The 20,791-nt window shown below is 38.8% G+C and carries 19 protein-coding genes; 9 read left to right on the forward strand and 10 right to left on the reverse strand.

From position 1 onward, the window contains the following. Nucleotide 1: 1 nt before the first annotated feature. From ABN099_RS08305 to ABN099_RS08320, 4 genes are all read left to right on the forward strand, one after another. A complete protein-coding gene (locus ABN099_RS08305; RefSeq protein ID WP_349463183.1) occupies nucleotides 2-706 on the forward strand; it encodes an electron transport complex subunit E in 705 nt (234 codons plus the stop codon). Between the two features lie 12 nt (nucleotides 707-718). Beyond that, entirely contained in the window at nucleotides 719-1,357 is a 639-nt protein-coding gene (gene nth, locus ABN099_RS08310; RefSeq protein WP_349463185.1) for an endonuclease III, read from the forward strand. Between the two features lie 112 nt (nucleotides 1,358-1,469). Further along, nucleotides 1,470-3,413, forward strand: a complete 1,944-nt coding sequence (locus tag ABN099_RS08315) for an exoribonuclease II (RefSeq protein WP_349463186.1) — start codon at nucleotides 1,470-1,472, stop codon at nucleotides 3,411-3,413. Nucleotides 3,414-3,577: 164 nt separating this feature from the next. Next, a complete protein-coding gene (locus ABN099_RS08320; RefSeq protein WP_349463187.1) occupies nucleotides 3,578-4,123 on the forward strand; it encodes an RNA 2'-phosphotransferase in 546 nt (181 codons plus the stop codon). An 82-nt stretch (nucleotides 4,124-4,205) separates the two neighbouring features. Here ABN099_RS08320 and ABN099_RS08325 read toward each other — a convergent pair whose 3' ends face one another. The 6 genes from ABN099_RS08325 to pgpB form a co-directional block, all read right to left on the reverse strand. Further along, nucleotides 4,206-4,616: a hypothetical protein gene (locus ABN099_RS08325; protein ID WP_349463188.1), complete on the reverse strand. Its 411-nt coding sequence runs from the start codon at nucleotides 4,614-4,616 to the stop codon at nucleotides 4,206-4,208. Nucleotides 4,617-4,738: 122 nt separating this feature from the next. Further along, a complete protein-coding gene (yciH, locus tag ABN099_RS08330; RefSeq protein WP_349463189.1) occupies nucleotides 4,739-5,062 on the reverse strand; it encodes a stress response translation initiation inhibitor YciH in 324 nt (107 codons plus the stop codon). Then, on the reverse strand, nucleotides 5,055-5,798 hold the full coding sequence (pyrF, locus tag ABN099_RS08335) for an orotidine-5'-phosphate decarboxylase (RefSeq protein ID WP_349463190.1): 744 nt from the start codon (nucleotides 5,796-5,798) through the stop codon (nucleotides 5,055-5,057). Before pyrF ends, yciH begins: the two co-directional genes overlap by 8 nt. Nucleotides 5,799-5,846: 48 nt before the next feature. After that, nucleotides 5,847-7,019 carry a lipopolysaccharide assembly protein LapB gene (lapB, locus tag ABN099_RS08340; RefSeq protein WP_349463192.1) on the reverse strand — a complete coding sequence of 391 codons (1,173 nt, stop codon included), beginning with the start codon at nucleotides 7,017-7,019 and terminating at the stop codon, nucleotides 5,847-5,849. A gap of 12 nt (nucleotides 7,020-7,031) precedes the next feature. After that, entirely contained in the window at nucleotides 7,032-7,349 is a 318-nt protein-coding gene (locus tag ABN099_RS08345; protein ID WP_349463193.1) for a LapA family protein, read from the reverse strand. Nucleotides 7,350-7,508: 159 nt separating this feature from the next. Next, nucleotides 7,509-8,228 carry a phosphatidylglycerophosphatase B gene (gene pgpB / locus ABN099_RS08350; protein ID WP_349463194.1) on the reverse strand — a complete coding sequence of 240 codons (720 nt, stop codon included), beginning with the start codon at nucleotides 8,226-8,228 and terminating at the stop codon, nucleotides 7,509-7,511. Nucleotides 8,229-8,491: 263 nt separating this feature from the next. On the opposite strand from pgpB, the gene ribA reads away from it, so the two are divergent. The 4 genes from ribA to ABN099_RS08370 all read left to right on the forward strand — a co-directional run bounded on the left by ribA (nucleotide 8,492) and on the right by ABN099_RS08370 (nucleotide 12,126). Continuing rightward, nucleotides 8,492-9,091, forward strand: coding sequence for a GTP cyclohydrolase II (gene ribA / locus ABN099_RS08355; protein WP_349463196.1), 600 nt, complete (start codon nucleotides 8,492-8,494; stop codon nucleotides 9,089-9,091). Between the two features lie 231 nt (nucleotides 9,092-9,322). Further along, on the forward strand, nucleotides 9,323-10,138 hold the full coding sequence (locus ABN099_RS08360; RefSeq protein ID WP_349463198.1) for a MetQ/NlpA family lipoprotein: 816 nt from the start codon (nucleotides 9,323-9,325) through the stop codon (nucleotides 10,136-10,138). Between the two features lie 237 nt (nucleotides 10,139-10,375). Beyond that, a complete protein-coding gene (locus ABN099_RS08365) occupies nucleotides 10,376-11,464 on the forward strand; it encodes an AAA family ATPase (protein ID WP_349463199.1) in 1,089 nt (362 codons plus the stop codon). Further along, the gene (locus tag ABN099_RS08370; RefSeq protein WP_349463200.1) at nucleotides 11,461-12,126 is read left to right on the forward strand and encodes a DUF4276 family protein; all 666 of its coding nucleotides are present in this window, start codon (nucleotides 11,461-11,463) and stop codon (nucleotides 12,124-12,126) included. The genes ABN099_RS08365 and ABN099_RS08370 overlap by 4 nt, the downstream gene beginning before the upstream one ends. A 64-nt stretch (nucleotides 12,127-12,190) precedes the next feature. Here ABN099_RS08370 and acnA read toward each other — a convergent pair whose 3' ends face one another. Then, nucleotides 12,191-14,863 carry an aconitate hydratase AcnA gene (acnA, locus tag ABN099_RS08375; RefSeq protein ID WP_349463201.1) on the reverse strand — a complete coding sequence of 891 codons (2,673 nt, stop codon included), beginning with the start codon at nucleotides 14,861-14,863 and terminating at the stop codon, nucleotides 12,191-12,193. A 220-nt stretch (nucleotides 14,864-15,083) separates the two neighbouring features. Between acnA and ABN099_RS08380 the strand changes: the two genes are divergently transcribed. Continuing rightward, entirely contained in the window at nucleotides 15,084-15,914 is an 831-nt protein-coding gene (locus tag ABN099_RS08380) for a hypothetical protein (protein ID WP_349463203.1), read from the forward strand. 88 nt (nucleotides 15,915-16,002) lie between these two features. On the opposite strand, the gene cysB is transcribed toward ABN099_RS08380, so the two are convergent. The 3 genes from cysB to topA all read right to left on the reverse strand — a co-directional run bounded on the left by cysB (nucleotide 16,003) and on the right by topA (nucleotide 20,499). After that, the gene (gene cysB / locus ABN099_RS08385; RefSeq protein ID WP_349463204.1) at nucleotides 16,003-16,977 is read right to left on the reverse strand and encodes an HTH-type transcriptional regulator CysB; all 975 of its coding nucleotides are present in this window, start codon (nucleotides 16,975-16,977) and stop codon (nucleotides 16,003-16,005) included. A gap of 243 nt (nucleotides 16,978-17,220) precedes the next feature. Beyond that, on the reverse strand, nucleotides 17,221-17,745 hold the full coding sequence (gene sodC, locus ABN099_RS08390; RefSeq protein WP_349463206.1) for a superoxide dismutase [Cu-Zn] SodC: 525 nt from the start codon (nucleotides 17,743-17,745) through the stop codon (nucleotides 17,221-17,223). Nucleotides 17,746-17,901: 156 nt separating this feature from the next. Beyond that, nucleotides 17,902-20,499, reverse strand: a complete 2,598-nt coding sequence (topA, locus tag ABN099_RS08395; protein WP_349463207.1) for a type I DNA topoisomerase — start codon at nucleotides 20,497-20,499, stop codon at nucleotides 17,902-17,904. Nucleotides 20,500-20,791: the final 292 nt, after the last annotated feature.

Below are 20,791 nucleotides of genomic sequence, written 5' to 3' on the forward strand. Positions count from 1 at the left end.
AATGAATTCAGTTAAAGAACTATTTTCACAAGGGTTATGGAAAAATAACTCAGCACTGGTACAACTGCTTGGTCTGTGCCCTTTATTGGCGGTTTCTTCTACCGCAACCAATGCATTAGGATTGGGTCTAGCCACAACATTAGTGCTGGTATGTACTAATGTTGCCGTTTCTAGCTTACGTCGTTGGGTTCCTTCTGAAATTCGTATCCCAATTTATGTTATGATAATCGCGTCTGTTGTTAGCGCTGTTCAATTACTCATCAATGCTTATGCATATGGTTTATATCAATCTTTAGGGATCTTCATTCCACTGATTGTAACTAACTGTATTGTTATTGGTCGAGCTGAAGCCTTTGCTGCAAAAAATGAAGTATTTCCATCCGCAATTGATGGTTTAGCAATGGGATTAGGCGCAACAGCAGCACTGTTTGTATTAGGTGCACTACGTGAAATTTTAGGTAACGGCACTCTGTTTGATGGTGCTGATTTACTACTGGGTGAATGGGCACAAGTGTTAAGAATTGAGATAATTCATTTAGACTCTCCTTTCTTACTTGCCATTTTGCCACCGGGTGCCTTTATTGGTTTAGGCTTTATGTTAGCCGCTAAGTACCTTATTGATGAAAAACAGAAAAAACGTTCATCATCTGCAACTAAAACCTACGAAAAAGAACAAGGTTGTGGCAGTCATATCGTTAAAAATTAATTTGTGAGCATAATGAATCAAGTAAAACGTATTGAAATTCTAACTCGGTTGCGCAATGACAACCCGCACCCTACGACAGAGCTAAAATTTGACTCTCCGTTTGAATTATTAATCTCCGTGTTATTATCAGCGCAAGCAACTGATGTGAGCGTAAATAAGGCAACAGCAAAACTGTATCCTGTTGCTAATACGCCTCAAGCAATCCTAAACTTAGGTGTTGATGAGGTAAAAAAATATATTAAGACTATTGGCTTATTTAATACCAAAGCAGAAAATGTGATTAAGACCTGTCAAATTTTGGTAGATAAACACAATAGTGAAGTACCCGAAAATAGAGATGCATTAGAAGCATTACCCGGTGTAGGAAGAAAAACAGCTAACGTTGTTCTTAATACCGCATTTGGTTGGCCAACGATTGCCGTTGATACTCACATCTTCCGCGTCTGTAACCGAACAGGCTTTGCCCCCGGTAAAAACGTCAATGAAGTTGAACAAAAACTGTTAAAAGTTGTTCCTGAAGAGTTTAAAGTAGATTGCCATCATTGGTTTATCCTTCATGGTCGTTATACCTGCATTGCACGAAAACCACGGTGTGGCTCTTGTATTATTGAAGATCTCTGCGAATTTAAAGAAAAAACAGATCCGGAATAATATTTTACCGTTTTATCTGTTTTTCTGATGCATACTACTTGCGTCACTACGCACAATCGAATAAAACTATTGCCCACTTTTATTATTAAAACTGCCGACTTTCCGGAAAAATATGTTTCAAGACAATCCGCTGCTTGCACAGCTAAAACAGCAACTCCATGCCCAGACACCGCGCGTGGAAGGCCTTGTAAAGGGAACAGATAAAGGCTTTGGCTTCCTTGAAGTTGATGGTCAGAAAAGCTATTTTATCCCACCTCCTCAGATGAAAAAGGTCATGCATGGCGACCGTATTCTCGCCGCTGTTCATACCAATAATGATAAAGAGTCTGTAGAGCCAGAAGAACTTGTAGAACCTTTTTTAACGCGTTTTGTCGGACGTGTTCAAAGAAAAGAAGGTGATAATCGTCTGTGGATCATTCCAGATCATCCTCTATTAAAAGACGCGATTCCTAGCCGTCCAGTTCAAGGCTTAGAGCACACTTTTGTTGATCAAGATTGGGCAGTCGCAGAGATGCGCCGTCACCCACTTAAGGGTGACAAAAACTTTCAGGCTGAACTCACGCATTTCATTACTGATAAAGATGACCATTATGCCCCTTGGTGGGTAACATTAATGCGTCATCAATTAGAACGTGATGCACCCGAAATGGGAACAGAGCCGTTAACACTGCATGATGTTCAACCTCGGGAAGATTTAACCGCCCTCTCTTTTGTCACCATTGATAGTGCATCGACAGAAGATATGGACGATGCACTCTATATTCGCAAAGAAGAAAACGGTCAACTAACACTGTTTATCGCTATTGCTGATCCTACTGCTTATATTCTGCCAAATAGTGAGTTAGATAAAATTGCGGCACAACGCGCATTAACTAACTATTTGCCGGGCTTTAATATTCCGATGTTGCCACGTGAGTTATCCGATAACATCTGTTCATTACGTCCAAATGAAAAACGCCCTGCATTGGTTTGCCAAGTCTCTATTGCCCAAGATGGTGCGTTACTTGAAGATATTCATTTCTACTCAGCATGGGTTGAATCTAAATCAAAACTGGTTTACGACAATATCTCTAACTGGTTAGAAGGCGAAGCCACTGACTGGAAACCTGAGAACGACGTTGTTCATCAACAAGTGATGTTATTAAAAGAGATGTGTGACAAACGTCATCAATGGCGTGAAACCCATGCATTAGTCTTTAAAGAGCGTCCTGACTACCGCTTTATTCTTGATGAAGGCGGTAATGTATTAGATATCGTTGCTGATAAACGCCGTATTGCTAATCGTATTGTTGAAGAAGCGATGATCACCGCAAATATCTGTGCCGCTAAAGTGTTAGAAAAAGAGCTAGGCTTTGGTGTTTATAATGTTCACACTGGTTTTGACCCGCTATATATCGACCAAGTTGTACAGACATTAAAAGATAATGGCGTAGAAACCACATCAGAAAGTCTATTAACCTTAGAGGGTTTCTGCCAATTACGTCGTGAACTCGATAGCCAACCTAATCAGTTCCTTGATAGCCGTATTCGCCGTTACCAAAACTTCGCTGAAATAAAAGCAGAGCCAGGTCCTCACTTTGGTTTAGGTCTTGAAGCTTATGCTACGTGGACATCCCCTATTCGTAAATACAGTGATATTTTAAATCACCGTTTACTTAAGGCGATTATTAGCAAAGGCAATGCAGAAAAACCGCAAGAAGATGCTTGTATCCGTATTGCAGAGCGTCGTCGTGCAAACCGCATGGCAGAGCGCGATGTCGGTGATTGGCTATATGCCCGTTTCTTAAAACCATTTGCAGGTACTGAAACCCAATTTAACGCGGAAATTATCGATATTACTCGTGGCGGTATTCGTGTGCGTTTAGTTGAAAATGGCGCGGTTGCCTTTGTTCCAGCACCATTCTTACATGCTGTGCGTGATGAAATTCAGTGCAGCCAAGAAACAGGTACTGTCATTGTTAAAGGTGAAACCGCTTATAAACTCAATGATATCATTCCGGTACGCATTGAAGATGTTAAGCTTGAAACCCGAAATATCGTTGCCCGCCCTATCTAATAAGCATTAAAACGAGATACAATAAAGCTGATAGTTCACTTATGACTATCAGCTTTTTTTATGCCTCTTAGTTTTTTATTTTGAAAAATGAAGAGTACTAAAAGGAAATGTTTTTATGATGCCGTTGCACCATAAACTCAGTAAATAACTAATGGATTAAATAAATGAAAGACAATGTACAAATTAGCCGCTTTTTAAGTTATATCTTACGCCATTCACCTGAAAGTATTGGTTTATCGCTTGATAAACAAGGCTGGGGTGAAATAGCACAGCTGATTAAATTAGCGCAAAAACAGGGTAATCAACTCACTTACGCACTGATTGAAGATGTCGTTAAAACCAATGATAAAAAACGTTTTGCGATCTCCGAAGATGGGCTATTTATTCGCGCTGTTCAAGGACACTCATTAAAAACCACCGTTGAATATCAACCTATTACGCCGCCTAATATGCTTTATCACGGCACAGCGAGCCGCTTTATTGATAGTATTTTTGATAAAGGCTTAATTCCTAACGGTCGCCAATATGTGCATCTTTCTGATGATTATAAAACCGCCGTCAATGTTGGTGATCGTCATGGAAAACCCGTGGTATTAAGAGTAGATAGCCAACAGATGTTTAAAGAAGGCATCGAATTTTATCAAGCTGAGAATGGTGTTTGGTTAACACTTGAAGTACCCGTGAAATATCTGAAAATAGATGAGCGGTAATAAACGAAAAAAGGTGACATTGTCACCTATATAAAACACTATTCTATTATTTAACTATAAACATGGTATTCATCATCACAGCCTAATCAGGGTATCCTGTAATGGTTATTTTGGTTCCTGCCTTATCTTCTTCTAAAAGAAAATCAGTGCTTCCACCTGAGAACTGTTGCTCAATCACCAAACGACGTGGGTTTTCCCATTTATAAACGACTGAGATACTTCCATCAGCATACTCTTTTTGGTTGTTCACATTCCGTTTTAACGTTTTTTCAAGATACGCTTCATCATGTTCACTAACATATTTTTTATAAGCCGCAAGAAGATCCATACCTTGATAAACACAATGAGTTAATGCGCCATTTTCATAAATTTCGTCCATGGTTTGTTTTGGTGATGTGCAATATTTATCATTCACAACAATCATGTCAGTTTTATCTTCTGCAAAAAGCGCAGAAGAGTACAACACCGCAAATATCATCAAATACGCTTTCATAAAATACCTTTTAAAAGAATTATCTATTTAGTGTGATAATAATTTATATATAACAATAAAAATGCGCCAATTTTTATTAAAAATCAGCGCACTATTCATTCTGTTGTTGGTGAATAAATTAATCAGCCACCAGCAAGTTTAACTTTCATACCTTTGGCTTCTAATAGCGATTTAATTAAGTCGCGTTTATCACCTTGAATTTCTATCATGCCATCTTTAACACTACCACCACAACCACACTTCTTTTTTAATTCAGCGGCTAATTTGGCAAGTTCAGCATCATCTACATCAAGGCCAGAAACAACACAAACCCCTTTGCCTTTGCGCCCACTAGTTTGACGCTGAATGCGTACAATACCATCGCCAGCAGGACGTTCTGGCTTTTGTTCTTCTTCTTTAATTCGTCCTGTATCCGTGGAATAGACCAAACGGGAGTTATTATCCACGTTGAACTCCTTTTATTGCTGTATTAATTTGATGTAATGTTTCTAATGGATTTTCACTGCGAGTAATTGGTCGCCCTATTACCATATAATCAACACCAGCAATAATGGCTTGTTCTGGTGTCATCACTCGGCGCTGATCGCCCACATCACTACCTGTAGGTCGAATTCCGGGTGTGACTAATAAGAAATCATCACCGCACACCTGTTTAAAACGCGTTGCTTCATGCGCTGAACACACCACACCATCAAGACCACACGCTTTAGTTAACAGAGCCAAACGTTCGGCTTGTTCAGCAGGCGTTAAAGTAATGCCTAATTCCGTGAGATCAGATTGATCCATACTCGTCAGTACCGTCACTGCCGTTAATAGCGGTGCATCGTTACCAAATGATGCAAGACTCTCTTTTGCGGCTCGCATCATACGGCTACCACCACTGGCATGAACGTTAACCATCCACACACCTAAATCAGCTGCGGCAGCAACCGCTCTTGCGACTGTATTTGGAATATCGTGAAATTTTAAGTCTAGAAAAATTTCAAATCCTTCTTTTTGTAACTGAGTAACAAATTGTGGACCAAAACGGGTAAACATCTCTTTGCCTATTTTTAGACGACAAGATGAAGGATCGATACGCTGGGCAAAATCCAACGCACTTTGCTGATCTTCATAGTCTAATGCCACAATAACTGGCGCGCAGGTGAATTCGGGCGATTTTTTATCACAAGAAAATGACATTTTAGGGCCTTTATTTATCAAGAGACGGTTTCAATAAAAGTGACATCGTCACTGACCATCTAAGCCACGGATTGGCTTAACGGTATCCCACGAACGGCAGGATGGACAATGCCAATATAATGCATGAGAGGTAAAACCACATTTATGACAACGATAATCCGGTTTAGTACGAATTTGCTCACCGACCATATAACGTAACAAAATCAGGCTCTCTTTTGCTCTGCCTTCTTCTGCTTCAGATAAGTGATAACGCATTAAACGGTAGAAAAGCCGCATAGTAGGATGACGTTCTAATTGGCGATTAATATAAAGCTGCGCCGCTTCAATGCCTTCTCTTGCTTCAATAATATCGGCAAGATAAAGCTCTGCAATTGCCCCACTATTACTTTCAACGCATTGACGTAAATAATTTTCCCAACGTGGGTCATTATCATTTTGAGTGTTAAAACATTCAAATAGCATTGGCAGCGTTTCACTTACCATCTCTTTATCTTGCTCAATCACTCTCATCAGTACATCAATGGCTTTTTGTTTCTCGCCTCGAGCAATATAGATACGTCCATACATAATAGAGACACGTGCACAGAGGGGATCCATTTGCCCTGCTTTTTGTAAAAAGCTCAGTGCGCTATCAAGATTATCGCTACTCATTTCTTGCAACGCTAATTCACAATAAAAATGGGAAATTTGCTCTTTTAATTCATGTTGACCGAGTTTAACTAGCTTCTCTGCTGTTTCTATCGCTTTACCCCAGTCACTAGTCAATTGATAGATAGCTAACAACGATTGCAATGCGCTTTGACGAAAGTCTTGTTCATCAATAAGTTGTTGAAACATATTTTCAGCGCGATCATACACACCCGCGGCAACATAATCGCGACCAAGCTGCTGAACAGCCAAAAGGCGTTGTTCAAATGACAACGCGGCACTTTCCATTAAAGATTGGTGAATACGAATTGCTCGTTCGACTTCGCCACGAGAGCGAAAAAGATTACCTAAAGTGAGATGAGCTTCAAATGCAGAGCTGTCTTCTTTTAGCATCTCAAGAAAGAGATCGACCGCTTTGTCTTGTTGATCAGAAAGTAAAAAGTTAACACCTGCCACGTATTCTCGTGATAAGCGGTCGGCATTCTGCTGTTTATCCTGTTGGGCACCACGGCGTCCCATATACCAGCCGTAAGCCGCTGCGACAGGTAATAACAGAAACAGCAATTCAAGCATCAGCTATCGTCCTTATTTCGCTGCAGAAGCAACAGTTGGACGATGTTCTTGGCTTTCTTGTTTAGTTTGGCTACTTTCAAGACGTTTAATCTTACGTTTTGCTCTTACTAAAGACAGACGCACTCGCAGATAGAAAAGACCACTAACAATCCAACCGAGTACAAAACCAACACCAAACAATGTTGCTAACAAGGTAGAGATACGATATTCACCTTGTGCAATAAGATAATTAAAAGTAACTACCTGATCATTATTCGAGCCCAAAGTCATGGCGATCACCACGAGGGCGAAAACAAGAATAACCAAAATAAAAAGTAGGACTTTTTTCACATTATTTCCTTTTTTATTCGCTTTTCTTTAGAGGACAGATAAAGGTAGCATTTTCATCACTCACAAAGAAAGTCATTTCTTAGAATCATCTGATTTTCGTATATTTTTTCACATAAATAGCGAAAAATAAATTCTGTATCTTAAAAATACGGCTTATCGTCAGGATTTGAGTAATAAACGTCGCTCAATCAACTTAAATGCCCCCCAGACAAGCACACTACTAATAAGAATACCGACAATAACATCAGATGCCCAGTGCATTCCCAATACAATACGCCCAATAGTGACGTCCATTCCCCATAATAACCCGAATGACGCTAAAAAATAATGACGGCGCAACATAAAAAAGGTAAAAACAAACAAAGCAAGTGTTGCCGCAAACAAACTATGCCCTGAAGGGAATGCATATCCCGTTTCTGCTCGCCAATGTTTTAATTGCCATAAAGGAACAACGGCTGAATCAGCAAATCCATCATGTAACAGTTGTTCTCTTTCAGGTCTTGATATCTGATAAAAATAGTCTGTCGAAATATGCAGATTATCACTTACCCAAACGACATAAGGACGGGGCTCTTTTACACTGTTCTTTACCACCACTTTGATTAATTGCCCTATTGCCAATGTAGCTATCATAATCACAGCTAATTGAATAAAAACTTTTTTAGGCAATTTCAATATAAAAAATAGTAATGCTAAACAGATAACAAGGGTCAATGCCCCCCAAGGTTTTGCAGCGCTATCAGCAAACCATAGCGTGGTAATTCCGCCAATAGGATGTTCTATAGGTTGCCAATGCCAACCTATAGACAACAGCACGACCGGAGGTAACAACAGCAGTATGCTTCCTAAGAAGATCAAAAAAGTTATTTGTCTATTCAATCAATTAATCCTTTCAAATCGCCATTGCTTACGAATCTGTTGACGAAACTCAATCACCATAAACAATGTTTATTAATAAATAAACCATTATGCAAAAAGGCTTAAAATCTGCTAGTTTAGAGGCGTGTGTATTACAAGTGTGTGTTAGCTTTTTCCTTGTTTATCAGACATGGAAACATTTCAGTGTTTTATTTCTCTTCGTTCATATTGCTAAAGTGTATAGTATGAATGAGAGTATCACCTGAAATTACGAGTCAAAAATAATGAAATTAAGACGTATCGCAGAAGCAAAACTACCTACTCCATTTGGTGAGTTTTTAATGGTCGGTTTTGAAGAAATCGCAACTGGAAAAGATCATGTCGCCCTTGTTTATGGCGATATTTCAGGCACTGAGCCTGTACTATCCCGTATTCATTCTGAATGTTTAACGGGAGATGCACTTTTTAGCCTACGCTGTGATTGTGGTTTTCAACTTGAAGCTGCACTTTCTCAAATCAGCAAAGTAGGTCGTGGGGTATTACTATATCACCGCCAAGAAGGTCGCAATATTGGGCTGCTAAATAAAATCCGTGCTTATGCACTGCAAGATCAAGGCTTAGACACTGTTGAAGCAAATCTTGAGTTAGGCTTTAAAGCAGATGAACGTGATTTTACGCTATGTGCTGATATGTATAACCTTTTAGGTGTACATGAAGTTCGGTTATTAACCAATAACCCGAAAAAAATTGAAATTATGAAAGCTGCGGGTATTAATGTTATTGAGCGCGTGCCATTAATTGTTGGACGTAATCCTAGTAATGCGCATTACCTTGATACAAAAGCAGATAAAATGGGGCATCTGTTATTTAAAAAAGCACAGTGATCCATAATTAATTTTTTTCATTCCGGGTAGCCACTACCCGGATTTTATTTTTTACTTTATTCGTTATTTCTTAACGAAATCATTGTCTCCCACTCGGTTTTCTCTATATTCCTGACAATTTTTTATTATTAAATTATATCATGTGCCTTTTTATCATATGCTATTTCATTGACTATCTATCTGATTTTCAGCTATTTTTTAATAAATAACTTATTGATTTAGGAATGAATTATGCCAATGCAATTTTCAGGTAGGCTTTTAGGCGCGTTTTTATTAGCGAGTACATTATTAACGGGTTGTGATAACAGCAATAAAAGCGGTTATTCAATTAAAGTTGGTGTAATTAATGGTGCAGAACAAGATGTTGCTGAAATTGCAAAACAAGTCGCCAAAGAAAAATATGGTTTAGATGTTGAGTTAGTTGGCTTTAGTGGTTCTTTATTACCCAACGATCCAACAGCAAATAATGAATTAGATGCGAATGTTTTTCAACATCGTCCTTTTTTAGCCCAAGATAACCAATCTCGTGGATATAATTTAGTGGCTGTAGGTAATACCTTTGTATTTCCAATGGCGGGTTACTCTACCAAAATAAAGCACCCTTCTGAGCTAAAGCCAGGTGATACCGTTGCAGTACCTAACGATCCGACCAATTTAGGTCGAGCACTGTTACTATTACAAAAAGAAAAGCTGGTTACACTTAAACCTGATAGTGGTTTATTGCCGACTGCGCTTGATATTATTGCAAATCCTCTTAACCTAAAAATTATGGAACTAGAAGGCGCACAATTGCCTCGTGTACTAAACGATCCGAAAGTGACGGTAGCAATAATTAGCACAACCTATATCCAACAAATTAATTTATCACCGACCAAAGACAGTATTTTTATTGAAGATAAAAACTCGCCTTATACCAATATTATAGTGACAAGAGAAAACAACAAAGATGCTGATAATGTGCGCGATTTTATAAAAGCATACCAATCGCCAGAAGTCGCCACAGCCGCTGAGAAAATCTTTAATGGTGGTGCAATTCAGGGTTGGTGATCCACTAAAGATATGGCTTCAAATCTTAAAGGAATTCCATACGGTTAGGTAAGTTATTCCTTTATTTCTCCCCTATTTTGTCTTTCGCCGTGTAGATGATTTAACAATACTCAATATCCCAGTATACTGGCTAAAATTCGTATCTCATTTAGATATGAATTGATAGCTCACTCTTTTTAATTCACAAAACTAATGAGAATACGCTAACACCCCATTTACAGGCTAATGGAGAATCAAGTGAGTAAAATAGATACACTAACTATTAGCGGTTTTAAATCTATCCGTAAATTGGATCAGCTAAAACTAAATCGCCTCAATATACTTATTGGCGCTAATGGTGTTGGTAAAAGTAATTTTATTAGCTTTTTTCGTATGTTACATGAACTGGTTGAAGGACGTTTACAAATTTGGGTAAGTAAACAAGGTGGGGCTGATCGGATCCTCACTTATGGCGTTAAAGAAACAGAAGAACTGCAATTTGATATTCGTTTTAATAACAGTGGTTACAGTGCAATATTATCGCCTACTTTAGATGATGCATTTACATTTATTAATGAGAATCTTTACTTTAGTTGTTCTTATAAAACAGATGATCTTCCTGTATTTAGTTCTGGTCATAAGGAATCCAACCTAAAAAACACATCGAGTGCTGTTGCATTAGCCTGTTACAACAGCATTGCTAGTTGGAAAGTCTTCCATTTTCATGATACTAGTGAAACAGCGACAGTTAAACGATTAGGCGCTGCTCATGATAATGAATATTTACGTCCTGATGCTTCCAATTTAGCTGCTTATTTATTCCGACTACAGCAAGAATACAGCGATATTTATACTCAAATATGTAAGATTGTTCGCTTAGCTGTTCCCTTTTTTGATAGCTTCATTCTAAAACCAACCCAATTAAGTTCAGGTGAAGAACAAATTCGATTGTTTTGGAAACAAACCGACAGTGATTATCCACTATGGCCAAGCCAATTATCTGATGGTTCTATTCGCTTTATTTGTCTAGTAACTGCGCTACTTCAACCTAATCCACCGTCAACCATTATTATTGATGAACCAGAGTTAGGATTACACCCTTATGCAATTACGCTACTTGGCGCATTACTAAGAAGTGCATCAGAACGTATGCAGGTTATCGTTTCAACTCAATCAGTCCCATTACTCAATGAATTTGAATTAGAAGACTTAATCGTTGTTGAACGTAAATTGGGCGCTTCTGTATTTAAGCGTTTAGAAGCTAAACAATTTGAAGATTGGCTTGAAACCTATTCTGTTGGTGAACTATGGGAAAAAAATATTATTGGTGGGAGACCGTTAAAATGACCTTAGTTCATGTTATTTGTGAAGGGCAAACTGAAGAAGCTTTTGTACAAAATTTATTAGTTGAGCCTTTTGCTCATAAAGGGATTTATTTAATACCTGCATTAATCGGTAGACCTGGTCATAAAGGAGGAAACTTCAAATTTGACCGTCTTTATCCTGATATCAAAAATAGATTACTAGCTGATAAAAACTGTTATTGCACAACCTTCTTTGACTACTATGGTCTACCTGAATCTTTTCCTGGAAAAATTGCGTCTTCATTAATGCCTACAATGATAGATAAAGCACGGGAACTCCAAGATATCCTAGTACAAAAATTAACAGAAAAGCTGGGTGAACAAGCAATGCTTCGCTTTATTCCTTATATACAAATGTATGAATTCGAGGCGCTTTTATTTAGCAATACACAAAAAATGGCTCAAGGTATGGATAAGTTTGAATTGGCAGATACTTTCTCCAATATATTAAGAGAATTTGACTCGCCTGAGCATATTAATAACTCCCCTCAAACTGCCCCTAGTAAACGTATTGAAAATCTAATCCAAGGTTATGAAAAACCATTATTAGGTATTTTAGCTGCGCTTGAAGTTGGATTAGATTCAATGCGAGAAAATTGTTCTCTATTTAATCATTGGTTAACAGAAATAGAATCATTATCCTAAAATTATAAATATAAACGCCTTAATAATAAGGCATTTATATTATCGCTATGCTACAACACATTAATCACAACATATTACGAATAACATAATGCAATATGCCACCATGTTGGAAATAGGCTAATTCAGTTTGGGTATCAATACGGCAACGTGCCATAATAGTTTCCGTGCGATTATCTGCGAAAGTAATATTTACCGCAACCTCTTGCCCCGGTGTTAAAGCATTAAGTCCTGTGATCTCAATTTTCTCATCACCTTTTAAACCTAATGTCTTACGAGTTACCCTTTCAGGAAACTCTAACGGTAAAACGCCCATACCGATTAAGTTAGAACGGTGAATACGCTCAAAAGAGCCTGCGATAACAGCTCGCACGCCTAATAAACGCGTTCCTTTTGCCGCCCAGTCACGACTAGAGCCAGAACCATATTCACTCCCTGCGATTATCACTAATGGCGTTGCATCTTGCTGATAACGCATTGCGGCATCATAAATTGCTAATGTTTCACCACTTGGAATATAACGCGTAAATCCACCTTCTACTTCGGGTACCATCTCATTACGAATACGGATATTGGCAAAAGTGCCTCGCATCATCACTTGATGGTTGCCTCGTCTTGAGCCATAAGAGTTAAAATCTTTAGGCTCTACACCATGCTCGCGTAAATAACGCCCAGCAGGGCTATCCGCTTTTATATTACCCGCAGGTGAAATGTGGTCAGTAGTTACCGAATCACCTAAAATTGCTAAAATATTCGCTTGATGAATATTTTTTACTGCAACCGGCGTTTTCGTCATTCCTTCAAAGAAAGGAGGATGTCGAATATAGGTAGAATCAGGTTGCCAATCATAAACTGGGATATTTTGCGTTTTTAGTGATTGCCAAGTCTCATCACCATCAAATACCGCAGCGTATTCTTTATGGAACATCTGCGTTTTAACTTTTTCAACCGCATCAGCAATTGCTCGGCTATCAGGCCAAATATCTTTTAAATAAACAGGATTACCCTGCTTGTCTTCCCCTAATGGCTCTTGGGTTAAATCAATATTCATATTACCTGACAACGCATATGCCACCACTAATGGCGGTGAAGCAAGCCAGTTGGTTTTGACTAACGGATGAATACGCCCTTCAAAGTTACGGTTTCCTGATAATACAGCGCCAATAGTTAAATCATACTCTTTAATTGCCGCCTCAATAGGTGCAAGTAAAGGTCCTGAGTTACCAATACACGTAGTACAACCATAACCCACCAGATTAAACCCAAGCGCATCAAGATACGGCGTTAATCCAGCCAGTTTTAAGTAATCAGTAACCACTTTCGAGCCTGGCGCCAACGACGATTTAACCCAAGGTTTACGCTGTAAACCTTTCTCTACTGCATTTTTAGCCAACAATCCTGCTGCCATTAATACATTTGGGTTAGACGTATTGGTACATGATGTAATTGCTGCAATCACAACGGCACCATCGGATAGCTCAAAGGCAGGTTGTGAATCGATTTTAACGTGGGGATATTGAGAGAGTGGTTTCTTATTGGTTTCTAGCTCAACTGCCGCTTTAAATGCTTTAGGTACATTAGAGAGATTAACACGATCTTGTGGGCGCTTAGGTCCTGCTAGACTTGCTTCTACTGTGCCCATATCTAAAGATAAAGTTGAGGTAAATATTGGCTCATCACCCGTATTACGCCATAAACCTTGCTCTTTGCTATAGGTTTCAACTAATGCAATTTCTTGCTCTTCACGCCCTGTAAGACGTAAATAATCCAGTGTGATGTTATCAATAGGGAAAAAACCACAGGTTGCACCATATTCTGGTGCCATATTGGCAATTGTTGCACGATCGGCAAGAGGTAAAGAGGCTAACCCATCGCCATAAAACTCAACAAATTTACCCACAACACCATGAGCTCGAAGCATTTGGGTAACCGTTAACACTAAATCCGTTGCTGTAATGCCTTCACGTAGTTTTCCTGTTAGTTTAAACCCAACAACATCCGGAATAAGCATTGAAATAGGCTGACCTAACATCGCAGCTTCTGCTTCAATTCCACCTACCCCCCAGCCTAATACACCAAGACCATTTATCATGGTGGTATGTGAATCAGTACCGACTAGAGTGTCAGGATAAGCAACATTGCGACCATTTTGTTTTTCATACCAAATCGCTTTACCAAGATATTCAAGGTTAACCTGATGGCAGATTCCCGTTCCTGGTGGCACTACCCGAAAACGTTGAAATGATTGCTGACCCCAACGTAAAAAGAGATAACGCTCATAATTGCGTTCCATCTCTATCTCTACGTTATCGGCAAATGCACTTTTAGTCGCGTATTCATCCACCATAACGGAGTGGTCAATAACTAAATCAACGGGAGATAACGGGTTAACCTTTTCAACTTGACCACCGAGTGACCTCACCGCTTCACGCATTGCAGCTAAATCAACAACCGCAGGAACCCCCGTAAAATCCTGCATTAACACCCTTGCAGGTCGATACGCTATTTCACGGTCTGCATGGGCTTTTTTCTGCCAAGTAATTAATGCCTTGATGTCATCTTCAACAACAGTATCGTCATCAAGATAACGCACTAAGTTTTCTAACAACACCTTTAGCGATTTAGGAAGACGCGTAATATCGCCTAATTGACGGGCAACTTCAGAAAGACGGTAATACTCGTATTGTTGAGTGCCAACAAAAAGCGTAGCAAGGCTCTCTTTTTTTAAGCGTAACGACATAGCTCCTCTCCTTCTTATTTTTTACTGACAGCAATCTAAACCATCAAAATAGGTAAGGTTATCTATTAAACATACCATAAAAGAATAATTTCGCTTAATTACCACACATTTTGTTAATGCGATGTTATGAGCGTTATGGCGCTAACAAAATTTAATCTCTTTCTTTATGAATACTTAGGATTAAATGGCTACGTTATAGTAAAAAAAAGGATAATGAGATATGAATAGCCAACAACCTGAGTTACTAAAAAAAATCATGATGGCAGATAACTATTTTGCCGCTCCTATCACACCTCCATTCCCACAATCTATTTCTATTAATCCATTACATACGCAAAATATACGAGATACAGAAGGCTTGGTTCAATTTATTATCGCCTCGCCAAAACCTTTCGACCAAAAAGAATTAGCGCGTATGACACAATTGAAAGATATCCAAATCGCACTAATTTCAATTATGGCAAATCATCTCCATGCTTTAAAAAAACATGACGATGAAGCTTATTACCATCCTGAACACTGGCTAGAAACATTAAATCACTTACCACTTTTAGGCAGAAATAAAATAGAGACAAAAAAATTAGATAAACAAACATTTGATTTTTCTATTGCTCAAGCCTTTGTTCAGCTATTACTGGGCGCAGCAATTAATGCCGCCTCTCCATCACTCACGGAGTTTATAGAATTTTTACGTAAACAAGGGCAACAAATAGAGATTGGATTACGCCGCTCTTTTGATAGTTATAAAACCATCACCATTGCAGGTATTACTGAAATATTAAATCATAATAATCATCTTATTTTTGTACCGAAGCTAAAAATTATGAGCCTGCGTTTTTCAACACAATCAGCAAAAATGCTATTAGCAAGTTGTGCAGGAAAAAAATTTTCGCTGTCGTTGGAATACACCACTATTACGTCGGTGTTTGATGTGGGTGCACTTGACGATCCACTCGTTAGTCAACGTTTTTATGCTTTCTTACAGAAATATCGTCAACTTAGTATGGAAAAATCAGATGCATTTTTTAATGGGGATTTTTATCTAAAATAAAATCATTACTTGAAGTTTAACAACGCTTGAAGGCGGGAGAACCCCGCCCTTCAGTATCAAATTTATTCAATACCAAACTTATTGAGTATCAGACAAGTGGTAGTTCAATATCTTTAAATAACTCATCAATCTCTTCATGTGTACGTAATGCAACAGCTTGCTCTACTAAATTGCGAGTTAGATGAGGCGCAAAACGCCACATAAAATCGTACATATAGCCACGTAAGAAACCACTACGGCGAAATGCAATTTTTGTGGTGCTATAACTAAACTTATCGCGCATATCAATAGCAACCAAATCGCTATCAAGTACCGGGTCAAATGCCATACTCGCAATAACACCAATTCCTAGATGTAATCTAACATAGGTTTTAATTACATCAGCATCGGTTGCAGTAAAGACAATCTTAGGTTTCAGCCCTACTTTACCAAATGCGTCATCAAGATCGGAACGTCCTGTAAAGCCATGGGTATAAGTAACGATATCGTAGCAAGCTAACTCTTTTAGCGTCACTTCTCGTTTTTGTGCTAGTGGATGATCTTTTGATACCACGACAATACGGTTCCAGCGATAACACGGCAGCATGACTAAATCGTTATAAAGGTGCAGTGATTCTGTCGCTATCGCAAAGTCACTTTTTCCTCTGCATACATCTTCTGCAATTTGCGTTGGTGAACCTTGATTCATATGCAAAGAGACATCAGGGTAACGCTCAATAAAACCTTTAATTACGGGAGGTAACACATAACGCGCTTGTGTGTGTGTTGTTGCAATAGAGAGCGCGCCTCTATCAGGATAAGTATGTTCTCCTGCAGCAGATCGAATAGCTTCTGTTTTAGCTAAAATTTCACGAGATAGCCTTACAATTTCTTCACCCGCTGGCGTCACATGCGTTAAATGTTTACCACTACGAGAAAAAATTTGTATACCTAACTCATCTTCTAGCATACGGATTTGCTTACTGATCCCCGGTTGTGAGGTATACAAACGTTCAGCGGTGGTTGAAACGTTTAAATCGTTATTTACAACTTCAACGATATAACGCAACTGTTGTAATTTCATAGAGACGCTATCCCTTCAACAAAAAAAGCAATTATTCTGTTATTCCGTTTATATTGATATAACTAAAAAGAATAATAAAGATGTGATATATAACCACTATATCACTTATTTCATTTCGGTCTAACGTAATTGATAAGGTTATTTAGCCTTTGTTATATCAAATAGTTATAAGCTATAAAAATTAGTACAAAAATAAAGCCGACTAAAGTCAGCTTTAAATGAGATTAATTTATCGTTGAAAGATCATTTAATTACACCACATGCCATTCTAGCACCGCCGCCACCTAATGCTTCTGGGTTATCTGAATAGTTATCGCCGCCCACATGAACCATAAGGGCTTTATCTTTTATCTGCTCAAGTTTTGTCAACCTAGGTGCTAGAACAGAATAATCGGCAACACCTTTATCATTAACCACCAAGCCGGGCAAATCCCCTAAGTGTCCATCTTTACTATAAGGTCCTAAATGCACGCCTGTCTTTTCAGGATCTAAATGACCACCCGCTTTTAATGCAGGAACGGGTTTCCCCTCTTTCATATCAGGCTCACATGAACCATTTGCGTGAACATGAAAACCATGAAACCCCGATGCTAATCCATTCAGTTTAGGGGTGAATAATAGTCCATAATCGGTTTCTGTGATGGTTACAACCCCAATATCATTGCCAGCACCCGTTGGTAATGCTTCTTTTAACGTAACATCTAATGTGGCTGCACTTGCTATAGAGGTAAATAAAAAACCTGATAATAACCAAGGTATCAGTTTCATAGCATCTCCGTTTTATAATTAGCAATTTAAAATATCGATTAAACAAAAATTAATTGTTAATACTATTTCTACATACCTTAATTAGCATAACTGTAGATGCAAAAAAAGCGACTAACTCACGCTAGTCGCTTTTCTGTTTGTCGAGAGAGGTCAACGTTACTTGGTTTTTTCAACCCACTTGCCATCTACATAAAATGCAGACCAGCCAGTTGCTTTGCCCTCTTTTTCTGAAGAGACATATTGCTGTTTTGTTTTACGGCTAAAACGTACAATTGTCGGGTTGCCTTCAGGATCAGCGACAGGTGCATCTGCTAAATAACGCAGTTTTTCTGCCAATCTGTCTTTAAAGCGAACCAACTCTTCAACTTTAGGTGCGCGTGTTTCTCGTGATTTAGGGAATGTATTTGCCGCTAAGAAAACACCCGCAGCACCATCTCTTAATACGAAATAAGCATCTGATTTTTCACATGGTAATTCAGGAAGCGGTACTGGATCTTCCTTCGGTGGTGCAATTTCACCACTTTTTAAGATTTTACGTGTGTTTTTACATTCATCGTTAGTACAACCCATGTATTTACCAAAACGCCCCATTTTCAGGTGCATTTCAGAACCACATTTGTCACACTCAACAACAGGACCTTCATAACCTTTTAAGCGGAATTCACCATCTTCGACTTCATAACCATCACATGCTGGGTTATTACCACAAACATGTAATTTACGATGTGTGTCGATAAGGTAGCTATCCATTGCAGTACCACATTTCGGACAACGACGACGTGCACGTAATGCATTGGTTTCTGCATCATCCCCTTCAAGAATATTCAGTAATTCATCTTCAGGGATAAGGTTAATGGTTTGCTTACAACGCTCTTTAGGTGGTAATGCATAACCAGAACATCCTAAGAATACACCTGTTGTTGCCGTTCTTATTCCCATATGACGAGAACAGGTTGGGCATTCAATCGAGGTAATAATCATTGGATTTGGTCGCATACCGCCTTCTTCAGGATCTTTTTCTGCGACTTCTAATTGCAGACTAAAATCTTTAAAGAACGCATCTAATACCGCTTTCCAATCTTCTTCGTTATTGGCAACATGGTCGAGATGGTCTTCCATTTGCGCAGTAAAATCGTAATTCATTAAATCGCTGAAGTTCTCTTCTAGACGATCAGTAACGATCTCACCCATTTTTTCTGCATAAAAACGTCGATTCTCAACTTTCACATAACCACGATCTTGGATCGTAGAGATAATCGATGCATAAGTTGAAGGACGACCAATACCACGTTTTTCTAATTCTTTAACTAACGTTGCTTCACTAAAACGTGCTGGTGGTTTAGTAAAATGCTGGCTTGGCTCTAACTCAGACAATGACAACGTTGCGCCAACCTCAACGGCTGGCAAGGTTTTATCTTCATCTTTGCTACGCATAGCAGGCATGACTTTAGTCCAACCAGCAAAACGCAGAGTACGTCCTTTAGCACGTAATTTATAGTCACCTGATTGTACCGTTAATGTGGTTGAATCATATTTTGCAGGTGTCATTTGACAAGCTACAAATTGATTCCAAATCAGTTGATATAAGCGTTGAGCATCGTTATCCATATCTTTTAGCGATTCAAAGGTCACGCTAATATCAGAAGGACGAATCGCTTCGTGCGCTTCTTGTGAATTCTCTTTGCTTGAATAAACATTTGGTTCTTTAGGCAAATATTTATTACCAAATTTTTCACCAATATAATCACGCGCCATTTGAATTGCATCCTGACTTAAGTTTGTTGAGTCAGTACGCATATAGGTTATATAACCTGCTTCATAAAGGCGTTGTGCTAACATCATGGTCTTTTTCACACCAAAGCTTAAGCGAGTGCTTGCCGCTTGTTGGAGTGTTGATGTTATTAATGGTGCACTTGGCTTGCTTGATGTCGGTTTGTCTTCACGATCTTTTACAACAAAAGCGGCATTTTTCAATGCATCAACGGCAACCTGAGTTTCAGATCCTGAAACTGGGTTAAAGGCTTTATCGTTGTAATGTGTGACTTCCATACGCAACATTTGCTCATCAGGTGTAAGCAAAGAAGCATGTAATTGCCAATATTCTTCAGGAACAAAGGCTTTAATTTCACGTTCACGCTCAACTAATAAGCGAACAGCAACAGATTGCACGCGACCCGCAGATAATCCACGAGCCACTTTTTTCCAAAGCAAAGGTGAAACCATATAACCAACAACACGGTCCATAAAACGGCGTGCTTGTTGCGCATTAACGCGATCTATATTTAATTCACCCGGCGTTTGGAACGCTTGTGTTATTGCATTTTTAGTGATTTCGTTAAAAACCACACGACTAAATCTATCATCATCACCGCCGATAACTTCGCGCAAATGCCACGCGATAGCTTCTCCTTCGCGGTCAAGGTCCGTCGCGAGGTAGATGTGATCAGCTTTTTCAGCCAATGATTGAAGCTCAGCCACCACTTTTTCTTTGCCGGGAAGAATTTGATAATTCGCATCCCAGCCATTATAGGGATCAACTCCCATGCGGCTAACTAAGGCTGATTTCTCATCCTTTTTTACTTTTTTTACGCCTTTCGTGGCGGATGAGTTTTCGCTCTTCTGGCTGCCAGATCCACTCTTTGGCAAATCACGAATATGACCCACACTGGATTTAACCACGTAGTCATTGCCAAGATATTTATTGATCGTTTTGGCTTTAGCCGGGGACTCCACGATAACAAGAGCTTTACCCATAATTACCTTTACCTAATTAAACTTTGTCATGACGGCATCGTTTTATGCCATCAACTCAGAAAACTTTTAGAAATCTCTTTTTTATATTGCGTTAGTTTTGCAATATATCAACCTGTTTTTATTCAAAGCTTTTGTTTAAACGCAAAACTCGTTAAATTTTTTGAGGTATTTTAAACACCTCATCACTTTTTTCAGGTAACAGGCAACACACTGTTTGCTACATATAGAGTAGCTGAGTTTTAAAAAAGCCACACTCTACCTGATAAAAAGTGAGGCGCAACAAATTATTTTT

Origin of the sequence: Proteus hauseri (assembly GCF_040139125.1) — a bacterium.
Classification (GTDB): domain Bacteria; phylum Pseudomonadota; class Gammaproteobacteria; order Enterobacterales; family Enterobacteriaceae; genus Proteus; species Proteus hauseri_B.